We start from the raw sequence: 17,040 nt of genomic DNA, 5'->3' as shown, positions 1-17,040 counted from the left end.
AGCTAGACACTAAAAAAGGGATGCCGACTAATGTCGACATCCCTTTCGTTACACGCTTCGTTTTCCGGAAATAAGATTGAAAATAAATGCAATAACCGCGATGACTAGAAGAATGTGAATTAGTCCTCCGCCAATCTTGAATACGAGACCTAACAACCAAAACACGAATAATGCTACAATGAGTAACCATATAATTCGACCCATGTGAATCCCCCCTTTACTGATGTATTCTATCTTTACCCCCGCCAATTAAAAGTTAAACTAGGGACGTTTGAAAAGTAGTGATTGGGAATGAGACTGGGTATACATACTGGAGGCGGTACAGTTGGCAACACCAGGTATGGAAGATTATCTTGAACAGATTTATTTGCATATCGAAGCGAAAGGCGTTGCACGTGTATCGGATGTAGCTGAATCCTTGGCAGTTCTCCCTTCATCCGTTACAAAAATGGCTCAGCGTCTCGACAAGGAAGGCTATATTGTCTATGAACGCTACAAAGGTCTCGAATTGACGGGAAAAGGGTTTTCGTTTGGAAAAAAACTTGTTCGACGTCATGATCTCCTTGAACAGTTTCTTCGCATTATTGGAGTCGATGAAGAAAATATTTATGGGGACGTAGAAGGAATTGAACATCACCTAAGCTGGAATGCGATGGATCGAATAACTGATCTGGTCGAAGCGATGGGACAAGACGAAGAGTTTGTTAGAAAATTACGTGTAATGGATCAGAAGAAAGAGGTAGATAAATAATGGAACAACTAAAATCAGGTTATGCGGTGGAGTTAGAAGTGTTGGAGCAAGACGGTTCAAGATGGATATTAGGTGGCGATAGCGAACAAGAACATATTATGTTGAATGCATCTGATGCAGACGAAAATATTCAAGAAGGAGATAAAGTAAAAGTTTTCCTTTACATGAATAGACGCGGAGAGCTTTCTGCGACGATGCAGATTCCACACATGACAGCTGAGACATTTGGCTGGGCACGTGTAATACGTGTGGATGACCATGAAGGCGTTTATGTTGATATCGGTTCTTCAATCGAAGTGCTTGTGAATAAAAATGATATGCCTAAAGTGCGGGCTCTATGGCCGAAGGTAGACGATGCATTGTACATGACGCTTCGAATGGACTTGGGTGGTACTATTTTTGGTCGACTTGCTACAGAAGAACGCGTATTAGAACAAATCATTGAAGCGCCTACTTCCGTCTTTAACATGGACTTGAAGGCAAGAGCTTATCGCTTGCTACCAGTTGGTTCGTTTATGCTTAGCATTCCTGAAAATTACCGTATTTTCATCCACAACACAGAACAGGAACGTGAACCTCGTCTCGGTCAAGAAATGACTGTCCGTATTATTGGAGTCCGTGAAGATGGAACGGTGAACGGATCGATGTTGCCTCGTAAAGAGGAGCGTCAGGGAGACGATGCTGAAAAAATCCTTCGCTATTTGAATGAAGCTAAGGGACGCATGCCCTTCACGGATAAATCAACACCTGACGAGATAAAAGAAATGTTCAATATGAGTAAAGCATCATTCAAACGTGCACTTGGTAAACTCATGAAAGAAGGCAGAATTGAACAGAATGATGGATGGACATTGTTGAAATAATACCGAAGTTCGGGAACCTTTATCAACCGGGAATCGTATTAATTCCTAGAAAGAGGGGGAATCAACATGAAACGTCTACTGACAATGATGATGGCGGCTGTACTGGTAATCGGAATCACGGTTCCAGCGACCGTACATGCAGAAGATCCAGTCATAAATGAAAAACTAGGTGTACCAATCGTTGTTTACGGTGCAGATTTATCAGACGCAGAAAAAGAAAGTGTGAAGAATAGTTTGGGCGTTGCACAAGAAGCGGAAGTGGAAGAAATATCCGTTGATGGCAGTGACCTTGTGAAATATATTAAAGATGGCAATGGCAAGGCACGTATGTATTCTTCAGCTAAAATTACGAGGCAGGAAGAAGGCAAAGGGCTTGTCATCACGATTGTTACACAGGATAATATTACACAGGTGACACCAGAAATCTATGCAACGGCAATGTTAACGGCCGGAATCGAAGACGCAATTGTCGAGGTAGCCTCACCGAAAAAAGTGACGGGCCATTCCGCGTTAGTTGGAATATACAAAGCCTATGAAGTGACTGGTGAGAAACTTGATACAGAGCGGACTGATGTCGCAAATGATGAATTGAATCTTGCGACGAAGTTTGCGAAAGAACCCGGTGTCGATAGTGACAAAGTAGCCGAGCTTCTAACGGAAATTAAAAAGCAAATCGCAGAGAAAAATCCGGCGACAAAAGAAGAGGTTGAGAAAATTGTCACAGAGCAAATGAAAAAGCTTAATATTAATTTAAGTGATGCGGATCGGCAATTGCTCATAGACTTAATGGACAGAATTAGAAATTTAGATATCGATTTCAATAAATTATCTGAGCAATTATCGGATATGACATCGAAAATAAAAGAAACACTCGGTGATATTGATCCTGGCTTTTGGGAAAGTGTGAAGGAGTTCTTTGCGAACCTTTTCGAATCCGTTCAGTCTTGGTTTAAGTAATCGGGAAGTAAAGTGTTGTATTATGAAGGAGAATTTATTGAAAAGGGGTAGTTTAGATGGAATTCGAATTTGTTGAATTGGGCGGGGATGCATTCGCGTTCCGTTATGAACAAAATGGAGCGATGCTTGCAGAAATTACATGGACGATTCTGGGGGATGTGATGGTGATGGATCATACATTCGTTTCACCGGAACTTCGAGGACAAGGCGTGGCAAAAAAAATACTGGACCGTGCAGCGAGCTATGCGCGTGAACAAGAGTTAAAAATGGAGCCTGTCTGCTCGTATGTTGTAACCGCTTTTGAACGCTACAAAGATTATGATGATGTAAAAGTGTGAAAAATAATAAAAGGCAATCCATTTAGTTATAAAACTAAGGATTGCCTTTTATATTTCACGCGGTAAAATTCGATTCATTCAAATCCCTCACAATAAAGTAATTAAGTACACTATACTAGTTAATACAGTAGCGCCGGCGACAGTATACATCATGTCGGCTTGACTGAAAATCAGTTTCTTCTCCATTTGTATCGTCCCCTTTCCTAATTTGGGCTATGATGCCTGCATATATACAGAATACCCGTTCACTATTTAATGAAACATCTTTGTCATGTTATTGTTTGAAAAAGTGAAACCTATCCTTCAGTTGAACGTATAATCATATATATAGATTAAGAGAGAGGTGTATTTCATGAGCCGTACAGTAGAAAGAGTATTATCGATAATAAGTGTCATATTTACGGCAGTAGGTGTTATTCTAAGTTTCGCCTTACTGGCTTTATTTAACTATGTGAAGTCGGAGCCGATGTTCCGTGTAGAATTCGATTCGGAGATGATGGCATATGATCCGACGCTAACACCAATGGAACTGGAGTCAATTTATTCGGTCTTTTCCCTAGTAGGTGGGTTTATGTGGTTAATCATTATCAGCTTAATTATTAGTTTTATCTTGACGATAATTGGGATTGTGAGCATTTGGAAGAACAAAAACCCTAAGCTTGCAGGGATTATGTTCATTATCGCAGGTTTGACTGCTGGGATTCTTTCCTTGACTTCAATTCTTCTGTACATTGCTGGGATCCTTTGTTTTACCAAGAAACCACCACTAACACAGGAGTCGCAGTTCGTGGATGATAAGTATGATGGAACAATGAGACCCCTATAATAATACAAAAAAACCCTTTCCTCAAATTGGAGGAAAGGGTTTTTGGTTTTTAGTACAAGGCAAGTGCTGGGGAATGAATACAAAATACATATTGGGCTGTTACTACAGGGTAGCCCTCGAAATATTCTTCAAAGATATCAAGTAACTCAAAGCCTTGTTTCTCATAAAAGGCTCGTCCAACCGTATTGCGTTCGTCTACATAAACAAATAATTTCTGTGCGTCTGAAAGTAACGACAGAGAGTATTCAACTAACTTTTTACCATAGCCCATTTTCTGATGCGATGGTAAAATATACATAGCAGTCAATTCAGAATCGCCATCTTCATCTTTTTTCGTGAAACTGGAAAAACCGATAGGAATACCTTCACATTCGGCTACTAGCACATACGTTTTCTCCATGCGCTTCAGTAGCATCGCTTCTGAGTAGGAGCGATTGATAAATTTCTTTTGGATTTCTGCTGGAATAATATCTTTATAGGTTTCGTTCCAAGTCTTAAAAACAATCTGTTGAACGTGCATACTATCCATGGCAGTCATTAGTCGGATCATTGCACTGTCACCTCTGCATTTCTTTTTGTAATCATAACAAATAACTTGGATGAAAACTACCAATGTAATGAAAATGATATATATGGGAGAGATGCTGGATGAAGTGGACATATAACGAATTTGGGGAATTAAGCGGTCATGAAGTATATGAAATGTTGAAGTTACGTGTTGATGTATTCATCGTGGAGCAAAATTGTGCGTATCATGAAGTTGATGGTCATGATTACGATGCGATTCATATATTCTGTAGCGATGAGGAAGGACTGGCCGCCTATGCACGGCTTCTTCCGGCTAGTGTGAAGTATATGGAGCCATCCATTGGTCGGGTCATCATCAGAGAGGACAAAAGGGGCACAGGGCTTGCACATGTTCTTATGGAACGAAGCGTTGACTTTACAAAGAAACATTGGAAACCTGAAAAGATTCGATTGCAGGCTCAGCAACATCTTGTTGGATTTTATGAGAAGCATGGATTTAATGCGATTTCGGAGCCTTATGATGATGGTGGAATTCCGCATGTAGATATGATTTTATCAATCGTATGAAAATGAAAGTTTCTAAACTGGCAGATAAGGGTATACTCTATATACAATACATTTTTCATTAAATCTGGGAGGAATGATTTTAATGGGTCGTAAACGAAATAATAATTTATTACTTGCAACGATGGCGGCGGGGGCTTATGCCTACTTCAGTAAAAAAGAAAATAGGGATAAGGCACAAGTGGCTTTTAGTAATATGAAAACAAAAGTTGATTCATTCATCGAATCACAAAAGTTGAATAGATCTCCTGAAACTAAAGTTGGACATTCGGATCCTTATGATCTTCAAGATAACAAAATGGTAAGTGAAGGTGCTCAAACGAGTGTTCATTATTATAACCAGGAAATTGAAGATGATGTGAAGATGACCCCTGAAACAGATGGACTCTACCATAAAAAAGAACAAAACGAATCAGGCGCGGAACAATCCATCAAATAAAAATATAGTATGATACCAAAACGCTTCCTACATGGAAGTGTTTTTTTTATTAAATTATGTTAGGGGTTCTTGCATTTTGGTATTGAGGGAAGAATGAAAAATATATACGACAGGCAACAACCCAGAAGCTCCTCCAGGATTCTACTCGTGAAGATGGAACAGAATGAAATTTATGAAGTACATACGAAAATTTTGTGCTCTGGAAGAATCTCAATACTACCTATGTTTTCCTGGAAATAAAATTTCTGATATATCTGAGCGATTCTATTTTGTGATCAAAGTTATTTCACACGCATAGATAAAAAAACCGGTCAAACACCTAGGCAATTCCGAAGAGGTCTGACAGGAGATTATTTTCGTTACTCCATTACTGGGGAAGAAAAAATTTTCCGAACGGTCAATCGTTGTAATTTGAGGACTAGGTAAGGTATACTTTTTAATAGTTTGAAATAGTGAAGGTGAATCTAATGAAGAAGAAAATTGGATTAGTTACGATGTTAATGACCACTGCCGTTTTTCTAAGCGGTTGTGCAGGCATCGAGAACAAAGAAGGTACATTTTATAATCTTTTCGTTAAGCCGATGGATTGGTTACTGCATTTTTTCAGTGATTTCTTCAATGGGAATTACGGCCTGTCGATTATACTCATTACGGTATTAATCCGGTTGGTCCTAATGCCGCTTATGCTGAAAAACTATAAGTCGCAACAGAATATGAAAGTTAAAATGGATGCGCTCCGCCCTGAGATGGAAGACATTCAAAAGCGTTTGAAAGAAGCAAAAGAAAAAGAACAAAAAGATGAGCAAGCGAAGCTTCAGCAAGAAATGATGGGACTTTATTCGAAGCATGGTGTCAATCCACTTAATATGGGTTGTCTTCCGTTAGTCATCCAGATGCCAATCATCATGGGTCTCTACTTTGCTATCCTCAATTCTACTGAAGTACAAACACATGAGTTTCTTTGGTTCAATCTCGGAGAACCGGATATGATTATGATGGTTCTTGCTGGTGCAGTTTACTTCGTCCAAGCACGTGTATCACTATGGACAATGCCGGAACAGCAGAAGAAACAGATGAAAGCATTTATTTACTTATCGCCGGTTATGATTATGTTCATTTCATTCAAGGCGATGGCAGCACTACCCCTTTACTGGGCGGTAGGGGGACTTCTCCTTATCTTCCAAACGTACTTAGGCCGCAAGTTCTATTACAAGCATCCTGAACTGGTTGTAGAAGATGCTGAAGAGGTTATAAATGCTGAAGAAGTAAAAGAAGTAAAAGAAGTAAAAAAGATAGACACTAAAGACGATAAATGAAAGTAGGCTGGAGAGAAATCTTCGGCCTTTTTTCTGGTCAGATTACAGGAATCAGATAATGGTCAACATATGTAGATTACAAGGCATAGGAGGTTATCGATGTGCAGACTAAATGGTTATTTGGAATCGGGATTGTAGCAGCCGCATTAGCTTCGGTCTATTTCATCATCAAGCTCGACTTGAACAACGCTGTTTTGTCGATGGTGGCTCTGTTTTCATTGACGAATGGGGCTCGGGCAAAATCATTTCGTGAGCAGGGGATGGTACGCGAGTCGAAATGGATGTTATGGATGTCTATTTTTTTCGGAGGCGCTTTTGTAGTGTTGCTCATATTTAATATTGTTAGGTAAGTTGAACATATGATTAACTATATATGTTGAATGAATGACCCTATATAATCTCCAGCGAAGGCGTCCCCTAGCGTCGAGCGTTGTTGGTAGGATTCTTTATTTCAATACATATAGGTAAAGAAAAGACGCTTACCGGGAACTGAAATTTCCGGTAAGCGTCTATTCTATTAATAGGCATATTTCTTTCTAGTCATCAGCACGATGATGATAGCCGGAATAGAACAAATAATCATACCGAGAAATGCGAGCCGTGGTGAAACGTCATATAAATAACCACCTAAAAATGTCAGGATTGCGGTGCTTAGGCTCATCGCGAATGCTGCATACATTCCTTGTGCTGTAGCAAGTTGATCATGGGGTAGTTTTTGAGAAATGAATTTTATGAACGCAAAATGGGCTACACCAAACGACAAGGCATGGAGTATTTGAGTGCCGATGAAAACAGATATGTATGGAAACAAAGCAATAAGTATCCATCTTACCGTGGATCCGATTCCTGCTATGAGAAACATCGTGGAGACTTTTAGATTTGCAAGCAATCGATCAGCACGTGTAAAAAACAATATTTCAAATAACACTGCTATATTCAAGATAATCCCGATATAAAGACCATTAACACCAAGATTATCGAGGAAGATGAATCCGAAGTTATAATAGGACGCATGCGCCCCTTGTAAAAGGATGGCGAGTAGCAAGACGATTGCGAATCCTTTGGACGTCAAGAGTGATTTGAAATTGATGGCTTGTTTAGTAGTGTTGTCGTGAACTGGATTTAATTGTAAAGCTTCTGGTGCTGGTCGCATGAAAAATAATGTTGAGATAGTTAACCCAACAATCATTATGTAAAGGATTGCTTGCTCAGTCCAAATAGCTGTAGCTGCTCCGATTAACAACAAAGCAACAGTGTAGCCAATTGATCCGAACGAGCGGCTCTTTCCATAATGAATTCCTTCTATCTGCATTAAAATAGACGCGCCGCTTTCGACGGCAGGCAATATCATCGGATAGATTGCACTGAATAGGACGGTAATAATAAGAAGTACGATGAAAGGTGAGTCTGGTAAATAGAGGAGCGTTAAAATAAGTGCTGTAAGTGAAATCCATTTCATCACGCGGATCATGGACATTTTTCGTGTCAGATACGGGAAGATAAGGAATGTGGATAACGATCGTGCAATCATTCCAGCACCCATAATAAAACTTGCTGCAGTTACGGATAAACCTTTTTCAATTGTTAGCCAGCCAGTCCAATAGGGAAGAAATACGCCCCAAGTAAAGAAAAAAGCGAAAAAACTCATCGAAAGCCATCTTTGGTTCTTCATCCTATCGCTCCCTTGCAAACTATTCAATAATCGTGAAATTAAATGATAGCATACGCAGACCACAAAGAAAAATGATGGTAGACTATAGATATATATTGAGAAGGTAGGCTTATTGATGAAACGAAAAAACAACTATACCAATAAGAAAAAAAAGGGTAAAGCTTTGACAATCACTTTAATTATTTCCGGGTTCATTATGACAGGGCTACTAATTGGACTTGGAATGAATGACTGGGATGTAGAAAAAAGTATTAAAAAAGGGCAGGAAGTCATTGGTATGTCTGTTGCAAATGGGGATGAGGACGTAGCCCATGAAACAGAACCAACCGAACTCCCTGACCTGGTAGAGCAACCAGATGCTGAAGAAACGAAAGAAGAGGACGAACCGGGGAAAGTGCAGGAGGTTACGCCTGAATCTCCATCCAAACCAACAAAAAACAACGGTGCAGGATCTGGTACTGAAGTGAAGCCGAATCCAGCGATTGACAACGGAGGATATATCGAAGGTCAGACGCTTCCTAAAGAACCGAAGATTGTAAAAGGGATTTTACTCGCCAATAAAAAGTATCCGCTTCCGGCAACATACGCACCTGGAGAAGACAAAAAAGCGCGTGGGGCATTTGAAAGAATGGCGGCAGAAGCGAAACTTACAGGTTTTAATCTCAATGCATTCAGCACGTATCGCTCATTTGAATACCAGACGACACTTTACGAGAGATATGTTGCTCGTGATGGTGAGAAAGCGGCCGATACCTACAGTGCACGCCCGGGTTATTCTGAACATCAAACAGGGCTGGCATTCGATATTGGTGAAGTGAATTTCGAACAGCACTTTGCTTCATCATCATTTGGGGAAACAGAAGCAGGAAAATGGGTGGCAGCAAACGCTCACCGATTCGGCTTCGTTATGCGCTATCCAGTGGGGAAAGAACAGATTACAGGATATATGCATGAATCTTGGCATTTCCGTTATGTTGGTCTTGAAATTGCGGACGAAATCTTCAAACGCAATATCACATTGGAAGAATATCTAGGAGTCCAATAAACACATTAGTGACTCATATTTTCATATAACAAAAGGGACGTACCGTATTAGCGGCGCGTCCCTTTTGTTATATGAAAAGAAATTATTTAGGTCGGTGTTTAGACCCCAGACACCTTGCGCTTTTCTTATATCATAAGATTGGTGAAAGTAGTCGTGAAACTGATTCCTTTATTTTAATGAGACGAGAACGTTCCAAATACATTTCATAGGTTAATTCAGTCGATAATTGCATATCCTGTTCGAAAAGCTCCGCTAATTCATGTGATTTTTCACGATCATAAATGAAGGCGTTGACTTCAAAATTCAATTTGAAGCTGCGGACATCGATATTGGCAGTTCCGACGGTTGAAAGTTCATCATCAACGACAATTTGCTTGGTATGCAGGAAGCCATTTTCATAAATATAAACTTTTGCTCCTGCTTTTAATAATTTACCAACATTTGAATAGGTTGCCCAGTATACAAACATGTGGTCAGGCTTGTTCGGAATCATTATCCGCACATCGATTCCGGATAGGCATGCAATGCGTAGCGCGTCCAAGAAGCTGATATCCGGGATGAAATAAGGCGTTTGAATATAAATATATTTCTTCGCTATGAAAATCATTTTCAAATAACCGTCTTTAATCTGTTCCCACTCTGAATCGGGTCCACTCGACACAATCTGCATCCCGACGGAACCTTTACGAGGGATAGCAGGGAAGAAGTGCTCTGCATATTCGATATCATTTTTTTCAGATGCTTGGTTCCAGTCCAATATAAACCTCGTCTGAAGCGGGTGAACCGCACTTCCTTCTATCCGCAGATGTGTATCGCGCCAATAGCCAAACTTCTTGTTCAGCCCCAAGTACTCATCGCCTACGTTGAATCCACCAACATAACCAATTCGCCCGTCGATAACAACGATTTTACGATGGTTCCTGAAATTCATTCGAGGATTGATAAGCGGCATTGTAGCTGGGAAAAACGCTTCAACATCTCCTCCGTTATCAATCAGTTCCTTCAAATGTCTCTTGCGAAGCCCTCGTGAACCGATATCATCGAAGAGTACACGCACTTTTACGCCTTGCTTCGCTTTTCGTATTAAAACGTTTAGTATCCTAGTCCCCAGGGTATCCAATTTGAAAATGTAAGTTTGAAAATGAATATGATCCTTTGCTTGCTCGAGGTCATGGATAAGTGCGTCAAATTTAGCTGCGCCATCGTTGAAAACCTGAACGTCATTGTCTTGCGTCAAGACAGCGTGGTTATTTCTAAGATGAAGGTAAATCATGTCCTTGTAGTGAGCTGTATCATCTAGCCTAAATTCGAGGGTATCTTCTTCTATTGCTTCAATTTGATAATCAATCAATTGATCGATACCAATTTTACTCCGTCCTTCCCACCGGAAAAGGTGTTTTTCCCTCAGTTGCCTCCCGAGTAAAAGGTAAATAAAGAAACCGAAAAATGGAATGAAAAATATGACGAGGAGCCATGCCCAAGTTGAGGTTGGGTCTCTTCTTTCTAGAAAAATAAGGGCAATCGCAAGAAATATATTCAAAATAAAAACTGCCGTAACCGAGATGCTGATTAGTTGAGTCATAAGCGGCCTCCTTTACATATAATGCTTATCTTACTAGTATAACGGAAGACTTAGAAAAAAGAAGTAACAGTGGAAGTTAAGATAAAACCTACTTGACTGATAGACATTAATGGTTTAAAGTGTGCTTTATGCTACACGCTATCTAAAACTTAGGAGGAAGAAAAGTGAATACATTATTACTTATTTTAAACATTGCCGGGTTGCTCTTTCTCGTCGGTATACTATATAGTATGCATCGCAAAAAGGTTTCGTTTTCAAAACGTGTTTTCACCGGGCTGGGTCTCGGAATTGCATACGGACTTATTTTACACTTCGCATACGGTACAGATTCAACAGTATTGCAGGAGTCTATGCCGTGGTTTAACTTGATAGGAACAGGTTATGTTAAATTACTTCAGATGATTGTTATGCCACTCGTTTTCATTTCAATTCTTGGGGCATTCACGAAAATAACAATCGGCAAGAATTTTGGTAAAATGGCGGGATTGATATTAGGACTTCTTATTGGAACAACTGCAATCGCCGCAGTTATCGGGATTTCTGTTACACTTCTTTTCGGCCTTGATGCGAAGGAAATAGTGCAGGGGGAAGCTGAGCTTGCACGCGGTGTTTCTATTGAAGAACGATCGGAAGGAGTCGCGGACCGACCGTTGCCTGATCAGTTAATAGACTTATTGCCTGCGAATCCGTTTCTTGACTTCACAGGTGCACGACCAACTTCAACAATTGGGGTTGTCATCTTTGCGGCATTCCTTGGATTTGCGTATTTGACACTTACAAGAAGAGATGAAAAAAATGCAGCTACAGTGAAAAAGGGAATCGATGCAATCTATTCTCTGATCATGGGTGTTGTAAAGATTGTCTTGCGCTTGACTCCATACGGTATTTTAGCGATTATTGCAACCACCGTAGCGACGTCTGACTTTGCGGCTATCTATAGTCTAGGCAAGTTTGTACTTGCTTCGTATGTAGCGATTTTAATCATGTTCGGCATTCACTTAATCATTATTACGCTATCGGGATTAAACCCAATCACTTACGTGAAAAAAGCAGGGGAAGTATTGATATTTGCCTTCTCCTCAAGATCGAGTGCAGGGGCGCTTCCACTAAATATTGATACACAGACGAATCGTCTCGGCGTGCCTGATGGTATTGCCAACTTTGCCGGATCATTCGGCCTGTCAATCGGTCAAAATGGTTGTGCTGGAATCTACCCTGCGATGCTTGCAGTGATGATTGCACCTTCAGTAGGACAGAACCCGCTTGAACCAACATTCCTTGTTACATTGATCGCTATCGTGGCAATCAGCTCATTCGGAGTTGCTGGAGTTGGTGGCGGAGCAACATTCGCTGCGATTCTTGTTCTATCAGCACTGGACTTGCCGATTGTATTAGCAGGACTGCTGATTTCAGTAGAACCGCTCATCGACATGGGTCGTACAGCATTAAACGTCAGCGGATCCATGACGGCGGGTGTTACGACCGCGCGTGTAACGGGCGAATTGGATAAAGACATGTACAACGCTCCGCTTGATAAGCAGACGGCTGAAGTATAAGTCGTCAATCGATCATAAATTTGCTTGACCGATCATATAACACTGCAATCGAGCATAAATTTGCTTGACCGATCATATAATCTTGCAATCGAGCATAAATTTGTTTGACCGATCATATAATCTCGCAAGCGATCATAAACTTGTTTGACCGATCATATAATCTCGCAATCGAGCATAAATTTGCTTGACCGATCGTATAACGCTGCAATCGATCATAAACGTGCTTGACCGATCATATAATCTCGCAATCGATCATAAATTTCGTCGACCGATCATATATCACTTCAGACCAATCATAAAACAAAAAATACCGCAGAAGACGGGATTGTCTTCTGCGGTATTTTTATTTTGTTAACAATTCATATGTCTCCAAAATGAAATCTTTATAAGGCGTACGGGGCATCATTGAAATGTTCTGCATGGCAAGTCCTGCAAGGCGTCTCGCTTCAATAAGATTGCCTAATTCCATGTAGCAAAGTGCTTTATATGCATCCTTTTCATAAAAAATCGACAAGTCGAATGGATGATGGGTATAGTCTGCAATCTTCACTTTTTCGAGGGCCACGAGTGCATGTTCAAATTTATTTAATCCGAAAAAGGATTTTCCTTTTTCTAGATTAATAAAGGGACTGTAGTCATTAGAATACTTACCTTTATCTAAGAACTTATCCCATTGTTCTTGCGCTTCCTTGTAGGACTTTTTGAAAGAATTTAAATAATGGACTTCCGCAAACTTCGTGAAAAATATTGCTTCTTTATCTTCCGTGAAATCCCCGTATTGCGTTAATTTCTTTAAATAATAAGCGTATTGGTCTTCATCTTCCTCCATTATTGCATGAGCGGTTGCTAGCCTATATAAGTGGTCGATACGATAAAACACCCGCTCCTGCCTTGAGAATTCAATACCGCTTTTCATGACTCGTATGGCAGACTCGGAATCTCCTACTGCAAAAAGGAGAACAGCTTCCATATAATCGAGGTCAAGCCGTGTCATCGGATCGATAAATGCATTTCGAGCTTCGATTTCGGTACGTTCTTGGAGCAAAGTACTTAGTGATTGTGCATAGTTATGCTCGGTAAATTTAACAAATGCCCGGAATATTCCTATGCTTGCGCGCCTCGGAATGATGTTCATCAGCTCATACATTGTTGCAGCTCGATCAGAAAATACTTGCCATCCACTCTTTTTTTCATAATAAATACAGCGACTATATATTTCCAATAGGCGCGCTGATTCATAACCTTGTGTTAATTTTGGGACATAGGGCTCAACTAGCATGATGAGCTGAGTGTATTCATCAGTCCGTACATCAAATTCGGTATTATACAGAATCTCCGCTTTCTCTAGCAGTGCTCTTAGTTCATGTGTGCTTACTTCTTCCAATAACTCCACCACTTCTACACCGAGTCTTTCTGCTATATAAGATAGGCTTTCCATTGAAGGGTTCGCCTTGTTATTCTCGATGAGACTGAGCATACCTTTTGTTAGCTCATCACCCGCTAAAGCCTCCAACGTCAATTTCCGTTGTTTTCGTAATTTGCGTATTCGCTCACCTAACGTTTCGATAGGTCACACCTCCACTGTTTTAATTACGTAGTTTAATTATATTAAACTTTAACTTGTAATGGAAGTGTTTATCATGTTATTATTCGTTTAATGAAATTAAACAATTCAGACAGGGGTGTTTGTATGCAAGAGGTTTTAAAGCTTAAAAAAGCCACTTATCATTTGTGGACGTTCACAATCAGTAAGCTCATTTCTTCGTTCGGGGCACAGGTATATGCATTCGCTATTAGTTTTTACATTTTACAATTAACTGGATCCGCAACAAGTTTTGCGACGAACCTTATTTGCAACCTTTTACCACGGACACTCGTTGCGCCTTTTGCAGGCTACGCGGCTGATCGGTATTCAAGAAAGACAATCATTATTACCGCTCAAGTTGCTTCAACTCTTGCAATAGGTGGGCTCTTGATTGTAAGTCTGACTTCTGGATTGTCTTTAATTGCAATCTATACTACAACTGTTGTTTTATCAATCACATCAACATTTTCGGGTGTGACGTTCAGCTCTGCTATTACTGGACTTGTTGATGAAGGACGCATTCAAAAAGCGATGTCTCTGAACCAAATGTCCATTTCATTTGCGGCAATCGGAAGCCCGGCGGTAGGTGGTTTATTGTATGGAACAGTCTCGATGCCGGTATTTCTCATAATGTATATAATTGCTTCGATTATTGGAGTATTTCTTGAATCAACGATGAATTTCAAGTTATTTGCGAAACGTAAAGAAATGGTCGATGGGGAACCGAAGGAATCGATGATGCAAAGTATGAAGGCTGGATTAGCCTATTTAAAATTACAACCAATTCTCATGACATTGATTTGGATTGCTTTATTCATCAACTTCCTATTTGGTGCATTCCAAGTCGGTTATTCCTTCATTCTTATTGAAAAGATGAAGATGGTATCGACACATTTTGGATTGACGGAAGGTGCATTTGCGGTGGGGATGCTACTATTGTCAATCTATCTGACGATGCGCAAAGAAGTGAAGTATCCGTTGCTTGTCTCGAAACGAGGCATTCTCGGAATGGGTGTCATAATGGGAAGCGTAGCAATTCCTCTTTTAATACCTATGCACTATAATTTTATGTTTGGGTTTTATGCATTCGTCATGTTTAGCTTCGGAGCAACAATAATTATAGTAAATACGCCCATGCAAGTAATGATGCAGAAAATGATTGACGATGATTATAAAGGGCGCGTATTTTCAATCCTGGAAACAATGTCGATGGCACTTATGCCCCTTGGAGTAGTTATCTACGGGTTCTTATATGATATATTCCCGGCACAATGGATTCTCATTGTTTCGAGTCTAATACTAATTGGGGTTATTCTCGTGTTGGCACGGCCATCAGTCATGATTAAAGCTCATCCGGAACTCGGAAATTCAAATGTGAAGGAATCAGAGGTTATTTCAGAATAATTATTAGCGACATTTTTAATGTGAAATAGCAAAGACCACCTGTCTTCAATTTTAGAAAGGTGGTCTTTACTATTCTTATTAGTTATTCAGCGTTGCTTCCAAATTCCGCAACGATTTAGCAGACTTCCTAAAGGCGAAGATTAGCCCGATAGATAGAACTGCAAGAACTGTGGAAATGAAATACATATTGCCGGCTTCTTGCGTGAAAATCCATGTGAATAACAGCGGACCGATGATGCGCCCCATATTGTCCATGGAATATGTCATCCCAGCAGCCGTTCCGTATTTTCCGCCAGACTCTTTTGTTGTTAATGAAACGAGTACCGTACGGGCAAGTGCGTTCCCCGCAGTGAAGACACTCAGCGCAAAACCGGCCCAGAAAAGGCTTGATGTAAACGGAATAAGGAACAGGCCAAGTGCGGTAACGATCTGCGCCCCAATAATCCATTTCGTTTCCGTTCCGTTTTTCACACGGCGAACGACGCCGCCTTGAATTGCCGCGTCGACGAAACCACTAGCCATAAACAAGTAACCAAGCTGAAGTGGTGTGATTTCAATTTTGGAGATTTGGAACAGTTGGAACGTAGATTCAAGCCCGGCGAGAAGGAATGTCACCATGAACGAGAATAGAAATAGATAACGGATACGATATTGCCAAAGCATAGCTCCACCTTTTGGGAGGAGAGCTCGTTTATTTGCCTCTCCACGTCGTTCGGGTTCTTTCAATATAATTCCTGCATAAATCATAAGGAGCACTGTCAAGGTACCTGAAGCAATGAATGGTAATTGAAGACTGACATTACCAAGTACGCCCCCGATTGCTGGTCCGAAAATAAAACCAAGTCCAATTGACATACCAAGCAGTCCCATATATTTATTACGGTTTTCTTCATCCGTCATATCTGCAACGAATCCAGTAACGGCGGTGTAAAGTGCACCAGAGAATATCCCTCCCACAACGCGTGACGCGTACAATAGCGGCAAGTTCTCGATGAACAAAGCAAATAGGAAGAAACTAAGACTGAATCCAATTAGTCCTATTAAAATGAGCTTTTTTCTTCCGGTTCTGTCTGACAAAGCCCCCCATAGCGGCGCGGTAAAGAAAGATGCTAGTGCATAAACGGTCAGTAATCCGCCAACATGTACTTCAGATAATCCTTGCTGCAAGATAACTTCAGGAAGAATTGGAATTATAATACCAAACCCAAGATAAACAAAAAATTGTACGGACATAAGTAGAAGGATTGCTTTTTTCATATTCAAACCCACTTTCGACTGAATCAATATATTCATTCTACCCTTCGTGTGTAAATCAGACAATGGAAAAGGGGAGGAGGTGGTAGTTCACAACGTATTGTCTGAAGTTGATAACACTAAGTGAAAAGTAAACAACGTTTTGTTCAAAGTAAACAACGCTACCCGGAAAATTCATCTGCAAATAGGTTTTTTGTCAAATTACCCACCTTGATGTATGAAACATTTACAAAAAGTTAATAACTGTAACAATAATGAAAGATTTAAAAGTGGACAGGAGTGGTATAATTGTAGTACGAGCAAAATAGAACGACATTTACCTGTAGAACGAAACTTTACTGATGCATATTCGTCTAGAAC

General features: G+C 40.3%; 18 protein-coding genes. 12 read left to right on the top strand and 6 right to left on the bottom strand.

Annotation, left to right across the window (positions count from 1 at the left end):
* Positions 1–48: 48 nt before the first annotated feature.
* Entirely contained in the window at positions 49–204 is a 156-nt protein-coding gene (locus MKZ26_RS12395) for a lmo0937 family membrane protein (RefSeq protein WP_370569949.1), read from the bottom strand.
* A gap of 121 nt (positions 205–325) precedes the next feature.
* Between MKZ26_RS12395 and mntR the strand changes: the two genes are divergently transcribed.
* From mntR to MKZ26_RS12370, 5 genes are all read left to right on the top strand, one after another.
* On the top strand, positions 326–751 hold the full coding sequence (gene mntR / locus MKZ26_RS12390; RefSeq protein ID WP_340766375.1) for a transcriptional regulator MntR: 426 nt from the start codon (positions 326–328) through the stop codon (positions 749–751).
* Positions 751–1,614, top strand: coding sequence for a CvfB family protein (locus tag MKZ26_RS12385; RefSeq protein WP_067205231.1), 864 nt, complete (start codon positions 751–753; stop codon positions 1,612–1,614). The genes mntR and MKZ26_RS12385 overlap by 1 nt, the downstream gene beginning before the upstream one ends.
* A gap of 66 nt (positions 1,615–1,680) precedes the next feature.
* Positions 1,681–2,571: a DUF1002 domain-containing protein gene (locus tag MKZ26_RS12380; protein ID WP_340766374.1), complete on the top strand. Its 891-nt coding sequence runs from the start codon at positions 1,681–1,683 to the stop codon at positions 2,569–2,571.
* A 56-nt stretch (positions 2,572–2,627) separates the two neighbouring features.
* Positions 2,628–2,909, top strand: coding sequence for a GNAT family N-acetyltransferase (locus tag MKZ26_RS12375; RefSeq protein ID WP_067205236.1), 282 nt, complete (start codon positions 2,628–2,630; stop codon positions 2,907–2,909).
* A gap of 352 nt (positions 2,910–3,261) precedes the next feature.
* On the top strand, positions 3,262–3,735 hold the full coding sequence (locus MKZ26_RS12370; RefSeq protein ID WP_340766373.1) for a DUF4064 domain-containing protein: 474 nt from the start codon (positions 3,262–3,264) through the stop codon (positions 3,733–3,735).
* A 49-nt stretch (positions 3,736–3,784) separates the two neighbouring features.
* Here the strand turns inward: MKZ26_RS12370 and MKZ26_RS12365 are convergent, their stop codons facing one another.
* Positions 3,785–4,285, bottom strand: a complete 501-nt coding sequence (locus tag MKZ26_RS12365; RefSeq protein WP_340766372.1) for a GNAT family N-acetyltransferase — start codon at positions 4,283–4,285, stop codon at positions 3,785–3,787.
* Between the two features lie 98 nt (positions 4,286–4,383).
* On the opposite strand from MKZ26_RS12365, the gene MKZ26_RS12360 reads away from it, so the two are divergent.
* The 4 genes from MKZ26_RS12360 to MKZ26_RS12345 all read left to right on the top strand — a co-directional run bounded on the left by MKZ26_RS12360 (position 4,384) and on the right by MKZ26_RS12345 (position 6,932).
* On the top strand, positions 4,384–4,830 hold the full coding sequence (locus MKZ26_RS12360) for a GNAT family N-acetyltransferase (protein WP_340766371.1): 447 nt from the start codon (positions 4,384–4,386) through the stop codon (positions 4,828–4,830).
* Positions 4,831–4,912: 82 nt separating this feature from the next.
* Positions 4,913–5,266, top strand: a complete 354-nt coding sequence (locus MKZ26_RS12355; RefSeq protein ID WP_067205246.1) for a hypothetical protein — start codon at positions 4,913–4,915, stop codon at positions 5,264–5,266.
* Positions 5,267–5,733: 467 nt separating this feature from the next.
* Positions 5,734–6,582 (top strand): membrane protein insertase YidC, encoded by an 849-nt coding sequence (gene yidC / locus MKZ26_RS12350; protein WP_340766370.1) that lies wholly within the window; start codon positions 5,734–5,736, stop codon positions 6,580–6,582.
* Between the two features lie 101 nt (positions 6,583–6,683).
* On the top strand, positions 6,684–6,932 hold the full coding sequence (locus MKZ26_RS12345; RefSeq protein ID WP_067205252.1) for a hypothetical protein: 249 nt from the start codon (positions 6,684–6,686) through the stop codon (positions 6,930–6,932).
* A 167-nt stretch (positions 6,933–7,099) separates the two neighbouring features.
* On the opposite strand, the gene MKZ26_RS12340 is transcribed toward MKZ26_RS12345, so the two are convergent.
* The gene (locus MKZ26_RS12340) at positions 7,100–8,254 is read right to left on the bottom strand and encodes an MFS transporter (protein WP_340766369.1); all 1,155 of its coding nucleotides are present in this window, start codon (positions 8,252–8,254) and stop codon (positions 7,100–7,102) included.
* A 115-nt stretch (positions 8,255–8,369) separates the two neighbouring features.
* On the opposite strand from MKZ26_RS12340, the gene MKZ26_RS12335 reads away from it, so the two are divergent.
* Positions 8,370–9,299 (top strand): M15 family metallopeptidase, encoded by a 930-nt coding sequence (locus MKZ26_RS12335; RefSeq protein WP_340767652.1) that lies wholly within the window; start codon positions 8,370–8,372, stop codon positions 9,297–9,299.
* A gap of 130 nt (positions 9,300–9,429) precedes the next feature.
* Here the strand turns inward: MKZ26_RS12335 and cls are convergent, their stop codons facing one another.
* Complete coding sequence (gene cls / locus MKZ26_RS12330; protein ID WP_340766368.1) at positions 9,430–10,881, bottom strand: cardiolipin synthase; 1,452 nt, start codon at positions 10,879–10,881, stop codon at positions 9,430–9,432.
* Positions 10,882–11,111: 230 nt separating this feature from the next.
* On the opposite strand from cls, the gene MKZ26_RS12325 reads away from it, so the two are divergent.
* Complete coding sequence (locus MKZ26_RS12325; RefSeq protein ID WP_082786789.1) at positions 11,112–12,437, top strand: L-cystine transporter; 1,326 nt, start codon at positions 11,112–11,114, stop codon at positions 12,435–12,437.
* Between the two features lie 343 nt (positions 12,438–12,780).
* On the opposite strand, the gene MKZ26_RS12320 is transcribed toward MKZ26_RS12325, so the two are convergent.
* Positions 12,781–13,950, bottom strand: a complete 1,170-nt coding sequence (locus tag MKZ26_RS12320) for a tetratricopeptide repeat protein (RefSeq protein WP_445683420.1) — start codon at positions 13,948–13,950, stop codon at positions 12,781–12,783.
* A 177-nt stretch (positions 13,951–14,127) separates the two neighbouring features.
* Between MKZ26_RS12320 and MKZ26_RS12315 the strand changes: the two genes are divergently transcribed.
* Complete coding sequence (locus MKZ26_RS12315) at positions 14,128–15,426, top strand: MFS transporter (protein WP_340766367.1); 1,299 nt, start codon at positions 14,128–14,130, stop codon at positions 15,424–15,426.
* 78 nt (positions 15,427–15,504) lie between these two features.
* Here MKZ26_RS12315 and MKZ26_RS12310 read toward each other — a convergent pair whose 3' ends face one another.
* Positions 15,505–16,683, bottom strand: coding sequence for an MFS transporter (locus tag MKZ26_RS12310; RefSeq protein WP_067205270.1), 1,179 nt, complete (start codon positions 16,681–16,683; stop codon positions 15,505–15,507).
* Between the last annotated feature and the right edge of the window lie 357 nt (positions 16,684–17,040).

Source organism: Sporosarcina sp. FSL K6-6792, assembly GCF_038004885.1.
In the GTDB taxonomy this organism is placed as follows: domain Bacteria; phylum Bacillota; class Bacilli; order Bacillales_A; family Planococcaceae; genus Sporosarcina; species Sporosarcina psychrophila.
The sequence above is the reverse complement of the archived record's forward strand: the minus strand, read 5'-3'. Positions and strand labels throughout refer to the sequence as shown.